Source organism: Desulfitobacterium hafniense DCB-2, from assembly GCF_000021925.1.
GTDB lineage: Bacteria > Bacillota > Desulfitobacteriia > Desulfitobacteriales > Desulfitobacteriaceae > Desulfitobacterium > Desulfitobacterium hafniense.
The window spans coordinates 4,191,435-4,208,011 of the sequence record NC_011830.1 but is presented as its reverse complement, the minus strand read 5'-3'; the positions used below and the strand labels follow the sequence as shown (position 1 = coordinate 4,208,011).

Here is a 16,577-nt window from a genome sequence, read left to right as displayed (position 1 = left end):
ATGCACCGTATAGGGGTTTTAGGTGGTACGGGTGAAATCGGCAGCAGAATAGTGAACCTGCTGAAGGGTGAATACAGCCTGATGGCTTCCTATCATAGCCAATCCAGACCATCTGCCGCCGGTTGTGAGTATGTAAAGCTTGACATTGCCGATGCTGAGCAGCTGCAGCACTTCTGCCGGCAATGCCATGTCCTGATCAATTGCGCAGGGGCGTCTTTCCTCAATGGTGAGAAGGTGGCCCGGATGGCTGCCCACTGGCAGATCCCTTATATTGATCCTTCGGGGGAGGCCTTTCTGGAAGAGCGGCTGGAGGACAGAAAGGATAAGGCTGTCTTTGTGCTGTCCGCCGGCTATTTCCCGGGGATGAGCGGGCTGCTGATGCGGCATGTCTGCGAGTCCTTTGACACTCCGGAGACCATCAGCGGCTTAAGCGTAAGCGAAGAAATACCCAGCATGTCGGCTATCGAAGATTTTATTCTCACCAATTTATCCGGTTTTGGGACGGCACTCAGCTATTATGATCATGGCGCTGTGGTCAGGGATGAAGGGGAAAGGCTGGAAAGGATCAGGGGCAGGGAATTCCGCTTTCAAAATTACCTGACCGTTGAAACGGCAAGGGTTGCGCAACACTATGGGCTGAAGGAAGCCCATTGGTACCATTCATCCTTTGGCGACCAGGTTATCCGCAAATTGCAGGAGGCGGTCATCCAGTATAAGTTGGAAAGAGCTGGATACAAAAGCATTGTCCGGGAAGTGATTGAGATATTCCGGCAAACCATGGCAGGCCGTGAATCCTTCAGTTATACAAGGATTGAGGGGCAAGGGCTGCTGGGGAAGGAGCGGACGCTGATGACGGCGGAGGTATCCAGTGATTGCAGCAGCGAGATCAGCGCCATCATAGCCGCTTATGCAGCGAAGGCGGTTTTGGCGAAGCCTTTACCCCCTGGCATCCATTACGCCATGGACATTATCAATATGGAGGAAATACTCAAGGATCTTGCTGAGCTGAAGGCAGAGATCCGGATCAGTAAGGTAGTTTTGGAACAGGAGGTTGATGATGAGTATGAAGAAGGGGAATTGTAAGCTGCATAGGATGGGGGAACCCCATGGCCCCAAGGTGCTTTTGATCCATGGGGCGGGATTTTATTGGCAAACCTGCTTTGCCAGGATCATAAGGGACCTGAAAGACCGGTATTGCCTCCTGATTCCGGAACTGGAAGGGCATACCGCCCACCCCAGGGAATACATGGTCTCGGTGGAGGAAACGGCCGGCAAGCTTGGCGAAGCTTTAGAGGAACTTAGGGTTGATAAGGTTCAGGCCATCTACGGGGTTTCCCTGGGTGCCAGTGTAGCCGTAGAAATGGCCATCAGGGGTGAGATCAAGGTCATGAACCTGCTCCTGGATGGGGGTCAATATGAAGGGATGGGGGAAATGACGGAACAATACGCCAATATCATGGCCGATGCCTTTTTAAACCTGCTGGCCGGGGAGCACCTCCCATCCCCGGTCAAAGAAAATATGGGCTTTGCCGCCAACAATGATGTTGAGGTTCTCCAACCCCTCATTTATGAGCATATAACCCGGGAAGCGCTGCTCCATGCGCTTTTAGCCGCTTACCGCTATGATCTGAAAGCGAAAAACGCCAGGGTGGATGCCCGTGTCTCTGTTCTGATCGGAGGCAATGAGATCTATGGGGCCCAGTTCACCCCCTTGTTGGCAGAAATCAGCAGACATCCCCTTGATATCTATGAATTTCCCAACCGAGGGCATGCGGAAGTGTTGAGCAAGGAGCCGGAGAAAATATCCCGGTTGATCAGGGAGATTTTGAATTATTGTTGATGTGGAGTATCGGCAGGAGATGATAGGCGTCTGGATTGCCTGGCTGCCATACTAATACTTGAAAAAGCCCAAAGGCGAAGCCCATGTGTCGAGCCCGCCCGACACATGGGCTTTGTTAAAGCAGGTATTAGCCATGCCGTTTCAATTTGAAAAGAGGGTGGATTTTTGTCAGTGGATGGAAAGGGAGGAGCATCTTATGAAAAAATACTATGAGAAAAACATCTCAATGGAAAGCAGCAAGGCAATTTATGAGATTGCCGGCCGTCTGTGCGGTGGTGAAAAGGAAAATGTCTATTTATATGAAAACAAGGATTGTGTTTCCGTAGGAGTAGGGATATATTGCGAGATCATCGTTACTCCGGAGGAGATGGTTATGGAAAAGGAGAGTGTCAGACAGAGCATCAAGGTATCCGAGCTCTGCCGGGATCTTGATAAGCTGTTTAAATCTGTGGCTGTTGATTCCTGGCGAGCCTATGGAATTGCCAACTTCGGGTTGGCCAGATACCTATATGATCTGAACAGGGGAGGGGAAACAGAGGAACTCTTTCATTTCATCATACCTGATAAAGAATACAGAGTCCATAAGGATACAATTCTGTTGCGTGCTTTTCATAAGGAAGATATAGAAAGGATGGAGAAAACTATAGCAAATGTATTGCCAAACAGTGCAAAGGAAAAAAATGCTGTGCTTTATGATGGGCAAGAGATCTTGTTATTTGATGAAGAGTATTATAAAGAGATCGTTGAACTTGCGGTTAAAGAGATCAGGGATAAAAAATATCAGAAAGTCATCTTATCCAGAAAGATTCCGGTACACCATCGATTGGATATGCTGCAGACCTACCTGCAGGGAAGACAGGGAAACACTCCGGCCAGGTCCTACTATTACAGGTTTCCCAATTTAGAGGTGGCAGGCTTCAGTCCGGAAACCATTGCTGAAGTGGATGATTCCGGTACCGTTTATACATTTCCCCTGGCCGGAACCAGAGCTTTGCTTAACGATTCAAAAGCAAATAACTCTTTAAAAGAGGAATTGTTGCAGGATGCTAAGGAAATCACTGAACATGCCATTTCGGTAAAGTTGGCTGATGCAGAGCTGGAACAGGTGTGTGAACCGGATTCGGTAGCGGTAATAGAGTTTATGTCGGTTATTGAACGGGGAACTGTACAGCATTTGGGTTCCAGATTAAGAGGAAAGCTTAGGGCAGAGTACAATTCATGGCATGCATTCTGCAGCCTGTTTCCGGCGGTCACTGCTTCCGGAATTCCTAAAAAGGAAGCAATCGAAGCCATTGGCAGGATTGAAAAGGATGCACGCAATTTATACAGTGGCGCTGTGTTAACCTATGATGACAATGGCACCTTAGATGCGGCGTTGGTATTGAGAAGTATATTTCAGAATTCAGAAGAAACATGGGTTAGAGTAGGAGCCGGAATTGTGGAAATGTCACATCCGCAAAGAGAGTTGACAGAAACTCAGGAAAAGGTCAGCAGTGTTGCCAGACGATTAGTTAAAGAAGGTTAATCGACGCGCACCCAGACCAGCAGGTAGAAAAGGGGCCCCTTTTCCGTGCGGTCAATATACAGGAGCCGCCCGCCCGTGCAGCTGGCAAAGACATATCCGTGGGCTTCCGCGTGTTCCAGCAGAGGGGAGATATCCTGGGGGCACAGTGAGAAGAGGTCCCGGGTGGTGATACAGGTGCGGATGAAGCGGCCTCCAGGCTGGTAATAGGCGCGGCCGTCCAGGGGAAGCCGGAACTTTTCCACATAATGAATAAGAGCGCCTAAACCAATCTGAATGTCGTAAAGATCCGGTCCTTTTCTGCTGTTCAGTTCCTCCAGGGGGATGGTGGCGGATACATAGGTGAAGGGAAAATGTTTTACCCACTGCTCCACCCCGCAGTCCGGGAGAAAGCCCTTTTTCCGGTTGATCGCCGCCACCGCCCAGGTGGGCGGCCCTGCGAATTCCTCCACCTTGTTGAGAATCCGTAGGCCGCAGCTGGCGTAGATCCGGGTCTCCTGCATTCGTGAAAGCTCCAGCCGGAGCATCTCTATTTCCTGCTCCAACTCCCCTTCCCGATCTGCCAAAAGCTTGTTGTACTCGCCGATGCTGCCGGAGGAATCCCGTATGGATTCAAGCTGCATACCATAGGTGCGCATTTCTCTGGTCAGCAGCGCCGCAAGGGCATCGTTTACAGTGTAGTCGTAATAGCCGTTTTCCCTCACCTTCGGATTCAGCAGCCCGATCTCCCGGTAATGCCGGATGGTTTCCGGCGTTACACCAATGCAATCCGCCAATTTTCGAACGGTGACTTTCATGAATAATTTCACCTCCGGGTATTGACTCTGTGGTTGCCCCATAGTATACCATAGATTTCACAAAGTCGTATAGTCTATACGGCCAGAATTAGGAGGTAGAAGATGAAAAAGAAAAAGGTTATCTCAATTCTCTCGGTTTTCCTGTGCTTGACACTGGGGCTGGCAGGCTGCACCGCCGCCCCCGCCGGTGGGGGAAACCCAGCCCCGGCGGAGGCAGGGATGGTTCCCGGTGACTACCTTGGCGTGGGCAACGGCCGCAACGGCCCCATCGTGGTTAAGGTCACACTCGGGGCGGACAGCATCGACGCCGTTAAGGTTGTGAGTGAACGAGAGACACACAACACCGGTTCCGTACCCATTCAACAGTATCCTGATTTGATCGTGCAGAATCAGACCTTGGACCTGGATATCGTAAGCGGGGCGACAATCAGCAGTGCCGCATTCCTGAACGCCGTCAGGAATGCTGTTACCCAGGCGGGCGGCGATCCTGCCCGGTTCACCGGCAAGGTGAGCGCAGATGTGCCCCATGAAGACACCACTGCCGATGTGGTGGTGGTTGGTGCCGGCGGTGCCGGTATGACCGCCGCGATCAGCGCGGCCAATGCAGGAAAGAAAGTTATCCTGCTGGAGAAGCTTGGCTTTGTGGGCGGTACCTCTAATTACTCCATCGAGAGCTTTGGTGCCATAGGGGATAAGACCCATATCGCGCTGGGCAGCGATGTGACCGCAGACGAACAAGCGGCAATATTAACAAAACAAAACCCCAACGGAACGGCGGAGGCCTTCAGCGTACTGACCCATAACAATGGTGCGGCAGCGGACTGGCTGCGCACTATCGGGGCACAACTGACGGTGGCGGGTGGTCAGATCAGCTCCACTTCGTCCCGGGAGGTAGGCGAATTTGGCAACACGATTGTGTCGGCACTTAAGGCAGAGTGCGCAAAGGCCGGCGTGGACGTGCGGGTCAACAGCAAAGCGGCTGAGCTGGTCATGAAGGATGGCATGGTGGACGGCGTTAAAGTGTCCACGAAGCAGGGGGACTACACTATTTCCGCGAAGGCGGTGGTCATCGCTTCCGGTGGCTTTGGGGCCAACAACAAAATGGTCGCCGAATATGCCCCCACTCTGAAGGATTATAAGAGTTCCTGCTCCCCCGGAGGTACGGGGGACGGTCATCTGATGGCTCAGGCTGCGGGCGCGGACTTGAAGAACATGGATTACATCCGCGTCAACTTTACCTATACTACGGCGGAGAACGGCTACTTCTATTATATGGGCAGCCTGTTCAACACCGGCGCGATTTTCGTGAACAAGGATGGTCAGCGTTTTGTAAACGATCAGGGCGGCTATGGAGTAGGCCCTCAGGTCGTTGCCCAGGGCGGCAGCGGCTGGGCGATCTTCGATGATTCCCTTGTCGCAGGGGTTAAGGATGTGCGCGAGTATGAGAAATTGGGCCTCTTCGTGAGCGCAAACACGATTGAAGAACTTGCGGATAAAATCGGTGTGAACAAGGAGAACCTCGTTAAGACGATCACTAATTACAAGGGTTATGTGGCTAACGGCAAGGATGAGGAGTTTGGCCGCGCCATGCTGAACATGACCTTTGACGAGGCGCCGTACTATGCTGCGCCGATGACCTGCCGCGTGCAGGGGACTTTCGGCGGAATCAACACGGATGTGAAGGCCCAGGTGCTTAATACGGAGGGAACCGCTATTCCCGGACTGTTCGCCGCCGGTGAATGCGCTAACGATGGAACCTGGGGCGCCAACCCAGCCGCCGTCAACCTGGTGTTTGGACGTATTGCGGGCCAAAACGCTGCTGCCTACGTCAAATAATACCGCAAATAACACCGGAATCACCTGATTCCATTTGGCAATGCCAAAAAGTGCAGGGCAAGTCCGTTTATTATCCGGGCTTGCCCCGTGGCTTTGGTATGATAGCGTGCCACCGTCTATTCGGTGCTTTCGCTTTTTTTTATGCCTAATTATTGACAGGTAAAAACTCCAGGAGTATAATGACTTTAAAATCAATGACTTTGGAGTCAATGAAATATGAAAAAAAGCAATCGTCAATTGCAGAAAGTGCAGACTAAAGAAACCCTTTTGAACAAAGCATACCAGCTGTTCTCCAGCCAGGGCATCATGAATACCCGCATGTCCGACATTGCCCAGGCGGCAGGAGTCTCTCACGGTACGGTATTCGCCCATTTTCAGACCCAGGAAATGCTGATCACGGAAGTGATCGAAACCTATGGAGAGAAAATTGCCCGGCGTACCCATGAGGCGGCAGGCACCTGCGAGCATATGGAAGAACTTCTGGCGGCACATCTGGCCGGAATCGGGGAATTTGAACCCTTTTATGCCAGGCTGGTGATCGAGAACCGGCTGTTGCCGCCTGAGGCAAGGGATGTTTGGGTTTCCATTCAATCCGCTATTTCCTTTCACTTCAGCCAGGTGGCCCAGCGGGAAATAGGGTCGGGTCAGAGTATCGACCTTCCCCTCTATTTCCTCTTCAATACTTGGGTAGGGTTGGTCCATTATTATCTGGTCAACGGAGATTTGTTTGCCCCGGAAGGCAATGTGGTGGGCCGTTACGGTGATACCCTGGTGGATCATTATATGAAGATGATCCGCAGGGATGGGGGTAAAGGAGGGGAGAAGGAATGATGGCCAAAACGCCCCAGGTCCTTAAAGGGCGATCTTGCTACGGACATCTCGGCGGAACGTTAGGGGGACGGCTGTTTGAGCGGCTGGTGGAACTGGGCTGGTTCGAGCAGGAAAAGTCTACGGTTTACTTACTGACGGAGCGGGGTAAACAAGGGTTGCGGAATTAGGGGTGGACATTTATGAGAGGAGAGGTAACAGTTCTGAAAGGAGAAGGTAACAGTTTCTCTAAAATCCGTTGATGATCTTTTAGATAGTTGAATTTCTGAATTGAGAATTTAAATTAAGAATTTGCGAAAGAAGGATTGACCATGAAAACCTGTATTGCCTGCGGTATGCCCATGACGAAAGCCGCCGATTATGCTTTGGGGGACGAGAGCAAGGATTATTGTCTCTATTGCGCAAGGCCTGACGGCTCGATGCAGTCTTATCCGGAGAAAGTGGAGGGGATGACGGATTTTCTCATTCGCACTCAAGGTCTGGACCAAGAAGCAGCCCGGCAGACGGCCATCCGCACTTTGAGCAAGCTCCCGGCGTGGCAGGATCGGGAATAACGTCCAGCCGGACCTGACAGCACTGAACCAACAGGGCTCAGCTTTGATTTTGAGCCATAGGCTTAAAGGCACCGGAGTGACTCTATGAAAAAAGGTCTGTCCGAAATTGGTACGCGCGTACCTATTTCGGACAGACCTTTTTTCCTCAATGAAGAGCTCCTTTAGGCACAAAACACGGCCCTATCCTCAAAAATTGGGGATGCTGCCCCAGATCTTTGACAATATCTGGGCGCCTGGTTTCTCACCAGCAAGGAAGAGCTGGACTGGCAGGAGGACTTTGAGCTGTATGACGGGCGTTTTTTGGGCTATGATCATCCCGAGTCGGAGATAATCTGTATATCCGATCAGATAATCTGCAGAATCCGGACAACGCCCCTTTATAACACCCATCAGGATGCCGGTTTCACCTCTGTTCAAAATTTAAAGGCAGCGAATTAAAGTGGATGGCAGAGCAGAAAGGATCAAAAGGAAAAGAGAGCTGAGAGCGGTGGAAAGGTGCTGTCCAATAAGTAACTTACTGAAGAATACTCTAAACCGATCCAGAACCCGCAATACCCCGCAGATTCAGGCAAAATCTGTGGGGTATTGCTTTGCTTGTATTCAAAAATTAGTAAATATATTTTATTATTCGTTTGTACGCTGTATAATTATAGGCATCATTTTGTGTTTCTTTTTGAAAGGTTGATAACATGGATTTGATAACAACAAAAGAAGCAGCGGAAATATGGGGAATAACGATTCGCCGTGTACAAGCCCTATGTGACAATAGGCGTATTCCAAGTGCATTCAAATTAGGTGATATCTGGGTGATGCCCAAGGATACGCCTAAGCCTCTTGACGGCAGGACGAAAGCCGCCAGGGCAATGTCGCAGAAAAATAAAAGATAATGGCGGTTTCGAGATCGATCGGGAGGGAATAGAGCATGACGCCTGAAAATCAGATTGAGAGCACATTTATTGACATTTTAACCATGAGAGAGAACCAATGGACCTATCGCGGCGATATTAAAACAGAATCCGAACTTTGGGAAAACCTGCGAGGGCATATCAATCGGATTAATCTTGCCCGGCTGGATGGCGTGCTCCTTACAGACAGCGAATTTAAGCAAGTGAGAGATGAATTTAATCGTCTCACCCAAACTCCATTTAAAGCTTCCCAATGGTTGCGGGGTGAAAACGGCATAGCGCAGATTTCCATAGAGCGAGATGAGCTTGCTAAAGGAAACGTTGCCCTTACGCTCTTTAGCAATAAGGATATCGCCGGAGGGATATCCAGCTATGAGGTAGTAAACCAAGTCGTTCCTGTTGTAGAGGGCAGAACGACCCGGGGAGATGTTACTTTGCTCATCAACGGTTTGCCTGTCATACATATAGAACTTAAAAGCGAGCTTGCCAAAGATGGCTATTGGCAAGCCTTCCAACAAATTGAAAGATACGCTCAGTCGGGTTTTTTTGACGGAATTTACTCCACTGTGCAGATTTTTGTGGTCAGCAACAAAGTTTCTACAAGGTATTTTGCGCGACCGAGAGCAAACAACGATTTTGAATCTGCCAAAAAGTTTTTGTTCAACTGGCGTGAACCGGACAATGCCCCCATAGAGGATTTATACGACTTCACCAAAAAAGCTCTAAGCATCCCCATGGCCCATGAGTTAATAAGCCGTTTCTCAATCCTAGTTGACGATAAAAAAGGTCAAAAATTTATGATGGTACTGCGCCCCTATCAGATACACGCCATAAAGAAGATCATGAAGCAAGCGTACAGTCATGAAGGAGGCTTCCTATGGCACGCCACCGGCTCAGGCAAAACGATAACCAGTTTTGTCGCAACCAAGCTATTGGCTCAATCAGCTATTTCCGTTGCCCGCACCGTAATGATTGTTGATCGCAAAGACTTAGACAGCCAAACTAAAAATGAATTCAGTAAATTTGCTTCTGAGTACAATACAGGCCTTGCTTCAGGCAAGGGTGCAGATAATACGCTTATAGTAGGCATAGATAATAAGCGCGAGCTGGTGGAAAATTTCCTCAGCCGGAAAAATAACAACACGATCATCATCACGACCATACAAAAATTAAGCCGTGCAATTCGTGAAAGCAAGAAGTCGGAAGTGAATAAATTTCAGAAATTGAAGGGCGAACATATTGTATTCATTGTAGACGAGTGTCACAGGGCTGTTTCCGACCAGGAAATGAGGGAGATAAAGAAAATATTCCCGAAATCCTCGTGGATTGGTCTTACCGGAACCCCTATTTTCGAGACGAATAAAAAGCAGGAAAATGGAACCTATGCCCGAACAACCTTTGATCAATACGGGGAACTCCTTCATGCCTATACCACTAAAAACGCCATGGAAGATAAATCGGTATTGGATTTTCAGGTGGAATACCATTCACTTTTGAGTGAAGAGGAAGAAGAGCGGATATATCTGAGAAAAATTAGAGCAAAGTATCCAAACGACGATCCGGAAGCCAAGCTAAAAGCCATGCTTGATGATATTGAAAAAGAGGAGTTATTGGAATCTGCGGATTACGAAAACGACGCTTATGTAGAAACCATGCTGAAAAAGATATTTAAACATCAGTCAATCCTTGAAAAATTCAGGGTGAGGGACGGCATACCCACGATGAGCGCCATTCTTACCACCCATTCCATAGCCCAGGCAAAACGGATATACCGTAAATTAGTGGATCTTAAAAAAGCCGGAAGCCTCATAACGGGCAAACCGATAGACGAAAGAAGAAGATTAAATGACCCTGACTTTCCGCGTGTGGCAATTACCTACTCTGTTACAGAGAACCAGGATAAGATGATTGCAGCGAATAAAGAGTTAAGCGAAATCATGAAACAATACAACAGCTTGTTTGGTACGAACTATACGGATATAGATTTGTACAACCAAAACATAAATAACCGTTTAGCCCGCAAAGATGCCCAATATCAAAAGGACGGGCAATGGCTGGATTTGGTTATTGTAGTGGATAGGCTTTTAACGGGTTTTGATGCGCCTACTATTCAAACCCTATATGTCGACAGAGAACTGCGCTATCAGAAGCTGCTGCAAGCCTTTTCCCGCACGAATCGAACATGCTCCGGCAAGAGTATTGGCATGATTGTCACCTTCCGAAAGCCAAATACGATGGTCGAAAATGTCCGTGATGCCATCAAGCTGTTTTCAAACGAGGAAAGAGATTGGGAGAAATTGGTGCCGAAGCAGTATAGGGAGGTTAAGCAAAACCTCAAAGCTGCTTACAAAAAATTCAGGGAAGCCAACAGGGAACTGATTGAAAATCCAACAGACATCAAAAAACAGCTTCAGGCCATAAAGGCTTTTCAAATGATGAAGAATTTAGGAGAGTCGATAAAAAGCTATGAGGAATACGAGACAGATTTCGCAAACCTGTCCGATATCGTCCAAACCGTTGCCGATGAAATGGGTCATATCGAAAACCTAAAGGGCGAGGTTCGGGAAGCGTTGACAGAGGCCAGCATCCATGACGATCCGTTGCCGGAACTCCTTGAAATAGAGTTTTCATCGGATCAGCGTGCAACCCTCGAAGAGAAGATTGACAGTTATTATATTAGCCAGCTTCTCAAGGATATAAAAGACGAGAAAAGCAAACAAAAGTTTAACGAAATTATCAAGAACAAGGCCCCCATTGTCAAAGCGGTTTACGAGGAGGCTTTAGAATCGCTTGCGGACGATCAGAAAATTGTCAATAGCGTGGACAGCCATTTTAGATACGCTATCGGGGAGATAATAAGGGAAACCTCTTCAGTATTGAAGGTACCTGAGGAGGACTTAAAGATAAGCTTTAACGAATATCGGCGGGATAAACCGGAGGTTCCCTATATCAACATGATTATTGACAATTCCACCATAACCCGCGAGGAGTTTGAGCAAATCTTTTACAAAAAGTTTAGAGAACGCCGCCGAACGATAGAGAACTATTGGAAAAAGGAAATGAACAGCAAACTATTGCCTTTAAAGGATGAACTCGCAAATTTTGACAATGAACTAAAAAAATGGAGGGACCCCAACAATGAGTGAACTCAACAATCAGCTTTGGGCAAGCGCGGATATACTGCGTGGGAAAATGGATGCAAGTGAATATAAAAACTACCTACTGGGGTTGGTTTTTTACAAATACTTATCAGACCAAGAACTGCGCGCCGTATATGAAGAGGAACAAGGCAAGGTGGCGGAGTATCCAAGCCGGGACGAGCAGTTTTCGGGGCTTCTGGATTGGTATAATGATGATGCAGCAGGCATCAGGGAGATCATTTCTAAAAAATTAGGATATTTTATTGAGCCGGACTCTCTTTTTTATACTTTTAGAAAGAAAGCCGGCGAATATGAGCTGCACATTTCAGACATCCAAAACGCCTTTATTGAACTCGGAAGGCAAGGTGAGCATTTTGCAGGATTGTTTGACGATGTAGACCTCGCTTCAACCAAGCTGGGGGCAAATGCGCAACAGCGTAATGTAACTATAACAGAGGTCATAAAGGCGCTTGACGAAATTGACCTTTTCGGGCATGACGGGGATGTGATCGGGGATGCTTACGAGTATTTGATCGGCCAATTTGCGGCAGGAGCCGGCAAAAAAGCGGGAGAGTTTTATACTCCGCAAGCTGTCAGCAAAATCATTTCGGAAATTGTGGCTATCGGACAAGAGGAAACCGCTCCCTTCCATATCTACGACCCTACCATGGGTTCAGGATCACTCATGCTCAATATCCGCCGATTTGTGAAAAATCCAGGGCAGGTGCATTACCATGGACAGGAGCTGAATACAACAACCTACAACCTCGCTCGAATGAACCTGATCTTGCATAATGTGGAACAGTCACAAATGCGTCTCAGAAATGGCGATACCCTTGATGAGGACTGGCCGACCGATGAACCGTATCTTTTTAACGCGGTCGTTATGAATCCTCCTTACTCGGCGAATTGGAGTGCGGACGGAAAATTTTTGAGCGATCCCCGTTTTGAACAATATGGAAAGCTTGCACCAAAGTCTAAGGCTGACTTTTCGTTTTTATTGCATGGATTTTATCACCTAAATGAAAAAGGGACGATGGGTATCGTTCTACCCCATGGAGTGCTATTCAGAGGAGCTTCTGAAGGTGTTATCAGAAAAACTTTGCTTGATATGGGTGCCATTGAGGCAGTGATTGGTCTGCCTGCCAATATCTTTTATGGTACAAGCATACCAACTGTTGTGCTGATCCTGAAAAAGAACCGTGCCAAGCGGGATGTTCTGTTCATAGATGCGTCAAAAGCCTTTGAAAAGCAAAAAAACCAAAACTGTATACGCAGCCAAGATATTAGAAAAATTGTTGATACTTATAAAAAGCGGAGCAGTAGCCCCCAATATGCCCATTTGGCAGATTATGATGAGATTGTCCGCAACGACTATAATCTTAATATCCCCCGCTATGTGGATACCTTCGAGGAAGAAGCGCCGATCGATATTGTGGCACTTAGCAAAGAAATTACCGACCTGAATCTGCAGATCAAGCAGAGAGAGGCGGAGTTTTTAGGCATGCTTAGCCAGCTTGCCATAACAGATGAAACAAAGGAGCTTATAGAGGCGACAAAGGGTATCTTTATGTAGTGCGTGAAGCGTCTTTGAGAACATCATGAAATTGGGGGATATACATATGAAGGATAAAAATACGAAGGTTCCTGAAATAAGGTTTCGGGGGTTTACTGACGCTTGGGAACAGCGAGAGTTGGGGGAGGACATCAAATTCGTTGGAGGCGCAACTCCCTTTAAGGAAAATCCAGAATACTGGAATGGTGATATTGTTTGGCTTTCTTCTCAAGAAATCAAAGAGCGTTTTGTTACATCTGGAACCTATAAAATTACAAAAAAGGCCGTGAAAGATAACGCTACAAAGGTCATTAAAGCTGGAACACCTTTAATTGTAACAAGAAGTGGTATTTTAGCGAAACGATTTCCTATAAGCATTCCTACTGTTGATGTTGCAATCAATCAAGATATTAAAGCACTTCTTTACGATGATGAAAGAATTGCAACAGATTTTTTAATTGCGGGCCTTCAAAAGAATGAAGGATTCATACTGAAACATATAGTGAAAACAGGGACGACTGTCCAATCAATTAACCTCCCTGATTTTCAAAAGTTTTTGATGGCCTATCCCATGCTCCCCGAACAAACCGCCATCGGCAACTTTTTCCGCACCCTCGACGATACTATCACCCTTCATAAGCGTAAGCTGGATAAGCTGAAAGAGTTGAAGAAAGCTTACCTGCAAAGGATGTTCCCTCAAGCTGGGAACGATGTGCCAAAAGTGCGTTTTGCTGGGTTTACTGAGCCGTGGGCAAGCCGAAAATTAGGTGAGGTTGCTGAGATTGTACGCGGAGCAAGTCCAAGACCAATACAAGATCCCAAGTGGTTTGATGAGAAATCAAATGTTGGATGGTTGAGAATTTCGGATGTATCAGTGCAAGACGGTAGGGTGCATTATCTAGAGCAACATATCTCAAAAGCTGGACAAAAAAAGACACGTGTTCTTACTCAACCACATCTGTTACTAAGCATTGCTGCAAGCGTTGGAAAGCCTGTAATTAATTACGTAAACACAGGGGTTCATGACGGTTTCTTGATTTTTCAAAATCCTAATTTTGAAATAGAATTTATGTTTCAATGGCTGAAGATGTTTGAAGAACAATGGCTGAAATATGGGCAACCAGGGAGTCAAATAAATCTGAACTCTGACATTGTAAAAAATCAAGACATTTCAATACCAACTAAAGAGGAACAAAAACATATTGGAAATCTATTCTTAAATCTTGACAATCAAGTATTTGTCCGGCAGCAAAAACTAGATCAACTTAATCAACTTAAAAGATCATATCTTCAAAGGATGTTCCTATAAAAAGTGCGCTGATTGCCTTTTTTTATTGTGTTATCATGGATAGGTGACTCATAATCTTATCATTGTCTTGGCTCTCCAGTTCCTTAATAATATGGAGATATGTTTCCTGCGTTGTGCTAATACTTGAATGTCCCAACCTCTTAGCGATGCTGGCAATAGAAACACCCGCAAAAATCAAAAGAGAGGCATGGGTATGACGAAGGCAATGAGCTGAAATTATAGGAACCCCCGCCTTTTTACATAGAACCTTTAAACGGTTATTAACTGTCGAGTTGAACACTCGGCCTTGCACAAAAATAGGTTCATCATCCGCCAGATCTTTGCTAAGGCGCTCTATTTGCGTATTTAATTGAATGTCTATTTGAATAGTGCGTTTAGAAGAGAGATTCTTGGTTTCGCCGAATCCTCCTTCGGCATTTTTGTAATTCCAGGTTTTAGAGATTTTTACTTTCTGACATTCAAAATCAAAATCTTTAGGCGTTAGGGCCAGGGCTTCGGAAAAGCGCAGCCCTGTTTTAGCTACAAGCAGTATAAACCAATCCCAGTTTGGCTTATCTGTCAAGTTTAGGCTTTTTAATAAGGATTGAAGTTCAAATTGGCTTAAAAATTTATTCTTTTTATCTGAGACAGGCTTGCCTTTTATGATAACTTTTCGAGTAGGGTCTATTGTCAGCAACCCTTCATCCATAGCATCCAAAATTGCACTTTTAAGATGATGATGGAAATCCATCGTCGTTTGTCTTTCGTGAGTTTTTGCATAATCGTTGAGTAGTGTTTGGTATTTTCGTTTATCAAGCTCACAAATTTTCAAATTTGGCGAAAGCTCTGTAAGTCTCTGTAATGTCATTAAATATTTTTGATAGGTAACAGGGCGGACAGCGCCTCGCTTATAGATTTCTATCCATTCTGAGAAGTATTCATGAAAATATTGCAGTGTTCTTTCTTTTGTAAGCATAAAAACCTCCTGAATAAATTGATGATACAGATTATCATCTCTCTATTATAAAGGAGGTTAGCGCGGTGCTACATGTCATATAAACATCTTTTGCAGATAAAACGACTTTAATTGTTTCAGCTTGCCTAATTTATTGTATAGAGTAAAGATTTGTTCATCCAGATTTCGTAAAAAATCGCCAATTTGAGACTGCTCGCTTAATACAGCCGGATAGCGAATAAGTGTCTTAGACAGGTTCTTGCGGCTCAACGATAACACTTTTACCCCTTGCATAAGGGGAAGCAATTGATAGCGAAATGAATGAGAATTCAAATAATAGCCTAAATAGTAAGGTGACATTTTAATTTTGGGTCGGTATGCCATTGTGTGCAATCCAGAAACAACCTGGAAATTACTAATATTAGTGATTTCGACCGCTTTACCGACAGTCTCATCTTCTGCCGTATCAGCAAATATGACATCTCCTTCTTGGAGCAATTTATTCTTATAATCAATAATTCTTCCGTTGGCGATACAAGGAATCGGATCCCTTGCAATGTCAATATAGACTCCGAATCTCACAAGTATATCACCATAATGGATATTTTTAATGCTGCCTTTTTCATAGCTTAATTCAGCTCTTGACAGAGTGTTACTGGCCACGGCTGGGGCAAGAATATTTTCAAATGAACGCACTTCCCACGGTTCATTGAATCCGGCAAAGCGCACCCTTGGCACATCTTCTCCGGGTTGAGGAAACAGCTTTTGCAGATAGCCGTTCTTCAACTCTTTCAGCTTATCCAGCTTACGCTTATGAAGGGTGATAGTATCGTCGAGGGTGCGGAAAAAGTTGCCGATGGCGGTTTGTTCGGGAAAACTCGGAGTCTTTATTTGAAATAAAGATAAATTATTAAAAGTTATCCCAAATACTTTTAAGCCCGTCCCGACATGGCTTCCGAATTTTTTAAATCTTTCTGTGTGTAGTAAGTAATACAAATACAAAGAGGTGGCACTCTGAGGGCGGATTGCAATGGTGTGCAATCCTGCAATAATCTTTGTTTTTGGTTCATGGAGAATGATGCTTGGCTCTGCAATCCCGGTGTAATCTTCAGAAACATCTGCCAAAACTAAATCACCCTGATTAAGTGGTATATAATCCCCTTCTTTTATAGAGGGCAAATCTTCATCCTGTACTATCAAATCAGCTATTTGCTTATGAATATCTCCATAATGGATATACCTATATCCTGTTCTTTCTTTAGTTTCAACATCTCGAGATAAAGGATAAGATTTTAGTTTTTTAACAATCTCCCCCAACTCTCGCTGTTCCCAAGCGTAATCTCATCGAAATTCTTTC

At 46.1% G+C, this 16,577-nt stretch carries 13 protein-coding genes and 1 pseudogene; 10 read left to right on the top strand and 4 right to left on the bottom strand.

Translation table 11 applies throughout. From position 1 onward, the window contains the following. From DHAF_RS19795 to DHAF_RS19785, 3 genes are all read left to right on the top strand, one after another. A complete protein-coding gene (locus DHAF_RS19795) occupies positions 1 to 1,083 on the top strand; it encodes an NAD-dependent epimerase/dehydratase family protein (protein ID WP_015944910.1) in 1,083 nt (360 codons plus the stop codon). Then, entirely contained in the window at positions 1,064 to 1,840 is a 777-nt protein-coding gene (locus DHAF_RS19790) for an alpha/beta hydrolase (RefSeq protein WP_041272129.1), read from the top strand. Before DHAF_RS19795 ends, DHAF_RS19790 begins: the two co-directional genes overlap by 20 nt. 196 nt (positions 1,841 to 2,036) lie before the next feature. Beyond that, the gene (locus tag DHAF_RS19785; RefSeq protein WP_041272128.1) at positions 2,037 to 3,365 is read left to right on the top strand and encodes a salicylate synthase; all 1,329 of its coding nucleotides are present in this window, start codon (positions 2,037 to 2,039) and stop codon (positions 3,363 to 3,365) included. Here DHAF_RS19785 and DHAF_RS19780 read toward each other — a convergent pair. Beyond that, positions 3,362 to 4,159 carry a MerR family transcriptional regulator gene (locus tag DHAF_RS19780; protein ID WP_015944907.1) on the bottom strand — a complete coding sequence of 266 codons (798 nt, stop codon included), beginning with the start codon at positions 4,157 to 4,159 and terminating at the stop codon, positions 3,362 to 3,364. The two genes, DHAF_RS19785 and DHAF_RS19780, sit on opposite strands and share 4 nt — an antisense overlap. Before the next feature lie 147 nt (positions 4,160 to 4,306). Here DHAF_RS19780 and DHAF_RS19775 point away from each other — a divergent pair, with 147 nt between their 5' ends. From DHAF_RS19775 to DHAF_RS25405, 7 genes are all read left to right on the top strand, one after another. Continuing rightward, positions 4,307 to 5,995 (top strand): FAD-binding protein, encoded by a 1,689-nt coding sequence (locus DHAF_RS19775; protein WP_242659902.1) that lies wholly within the window; start codon positions 4,307 to 4,309, stop codon positions 5,993 to 5,995. A 216-nt stretch (positions 5,996 to 6,211) separates the two neighbouring features. After that, on the top strand, positions 6,212 to 6,826 hold the full coding sequence (locus tag DHAF_RS19770) for a TetR/AcrR family transcriptional regulator (protein ID WP_015944905.1): 615 nt from the start codon (positions 6,212 to 6,214) through the stop codon (positions 6,824 to 6,826). Next, positions 6,823 to 6,993 carry a hypothetical protein gene (locus DHAF_RS19765; protein WP_015944904.1) on the top strand — a complete coding sequence of 57 codons (171 nt, stop codon included), beginning with the start codon at positions 6,823 to 6,825 and terminating at the stop codon, positions 6,991 to 6,993. Before DHAF_RS19770 ends, DHAF_RS19765 begins: the two co-directional genes overlap by 4 nt. 141 nt (positions 6,994 to 7,134) lie before the next feature. Then, a complete protein-coding gene (locus tag DHAF_RS19760; RefSeq protein WP_015944903.1) occupies positions 7,135 to 7,377 on the top strand; it encodes a zinc ribbon domain-containing protein in 243 nt (80 codons plus the stop codon). Between the two features lie 922 nt (positions 7,378 to 8,299). Beyond that, positions 8,300 to 11,428, top strand: coding sequence for an HsdR family type I site-specific deoxyribonuclease (locus DHAF_RS19745; RefSeq protein WP_015944901.1), 3,129 nt, complete (start codon positions 8,300 to 8,302; stop codon positions 11,426 to 11,428). Then, positions 11,421 to 12,998: a type I restriction-modification system subunit M gene (locus DHAF_RS19740; protein ID WP_015944900.1), complete on the top strand. Its 1,578-nt coding sequence runs from the start codon at positions 11,421 to 11,423 to the stop codon at positions 12,996 to 12,998. The genes DHAF_RS19745 and DHAF_RS19740 overlap by 8 nt, the downstream gene beginning before the upstream one ends. 46 nt (positions 12,999 to 13,044) lie before the next feature. Continuing rightward, positions 13,045 to 14,286 (top strand): restriction endonuclease subunit S, encoded by a 1,242-nt coding sequence (locus DHAF_RS25405; RefSeq protein WP_015944899.1) that lies wholly within the window; start codon positions 13,045 to 13,047, stop codon positions 14,284 to 14,286. A gap of 22 nt (positions 14,287 to 14,308) precedes the next feature. Here DHAF_RS25405 and DHAF_RS19730 read toward each other — a convergent pair whose 3' ends face one another. From DHAF_RS19730 to DHAF_RS26605, 3 genes and pseudogenes are all read right to left on the bottom strand, one after another. Next, positions 14,309 to 15,241 carry a site-specific integrase gene (locus DHAF_RS19730; protein ID WP_015944898.1) on the bottom strand — a complete coding sequence of 311 codons (933 nt, stop codon included), beginning with the start codon at positions 15,239 to 15,241 and terminating at the stop codon, positions 14,309 to 14,311. A gap of 75 nt (positions 15,242 to 15,316) precedes the next feature. After that, the gene (locus DHAF_RS26700; RefSeq protein ID WP_338009700.1) at positions 15,317 to 16,216 is read right to left on the bottom strand and encodes a restriction endonuclease subunit S; all 900 of its coding nucleotides are present in this window, start codon (positions 16,214 to 16,216) and stop codon (positions 15,317 to 15,319) included. Between the two features lie 174 nt (positions 16,217 to 16,390). Further along, a pseudogene (locus DHAF_RS26605) lies at positions 16,391 to 16,540 on the bottom strand (hypothetical protein); the annotation flags it as partial. Between the last annotated feature and the right edge of the window lie 37 nt (positions 16,541 to 16,577).

Excerpts from the sequence above, each read along its gene's own strand:
- DHAF_RS19795 (WP_015944910.1), top strand. The coding sequence starts at position 1 with ATGCACCGTATAGGGGTTTTAGGTGGTACGGGTGAAATCGGCAGCAGA.
- DHAF_RS19790 (WP_041272129.1), top strand. The coding sequence starts at position 1,064 with ATGAAGAAGGGGAATTGTAAGCTGCATAGGATGGGGGAACCCCATGGC.
- DHAF_RS19785 (WP_041272128.1), top strand. The coding sequence starts at position 2,037 with ATGAAAAAATACTATGAGAAAAACATCTCAATGGAAAGCAGCAAGGCA.
- DHAF_RS19780 (WP_015944907.1), bottom strand. The coding sequence starts at position 4,159 with ATGAAAGTCACCGTTCGAAAATTGGCGGATTGCATTGGTGTAACGCCG.
- DHAF_RS19770 (WP_015944905.1), top strand. The coding sequence starts at position 6,212 with ATGAAAAAAAGCAATCGTCAATTGCAGAAAGTGCAGACTAAAGAAACC.
- DHAF_RS19765 (WP_015944904.1), top strand. The coding sequence starts at position 6,823 with ATGATGGCCAAAACGCCCCAGGTCCTTAAAGGGCGATCTTGCTACGGA.
- DHAF_RS19760 (WP_015944903.1), top strand. The coding sequence starts at position 7,135 with ATGAAAACCTGTATTGCCTGCGGTATGCCCATGACGAAAGCCGCCGAT.
- DHAF_RS19745 (WP_015944901.1), top strand. The coding sequence starts at position 8,300 with ATGACGCCTGAAAATCAGATTGAGAGCACATTTATTGACATTTTAACC.
- DHAF_RS19740 (WP_015944900.1), top strand. The coding sequence starts at position 11,421 with ATGAGTGAACTCAACAATCAGCTTTGGGCAAGCGCGGATATACTGCGT.
- DHAF_RS25405 (WP_015944899.1), top strand. The coding sequence starts at position 13,045 with ATGAAGGATAAAAATACGAAGGTTCCTGAAATAAGGTTTCGGGGGTTT.
- DHAF_RS19730 (WP_015944898.1), bottom strand. The coding sequence starts at position 15,241 with ATGCTTACAAAAGAAAGAACACTGCAATATTTTCATGAATACTTCTCA.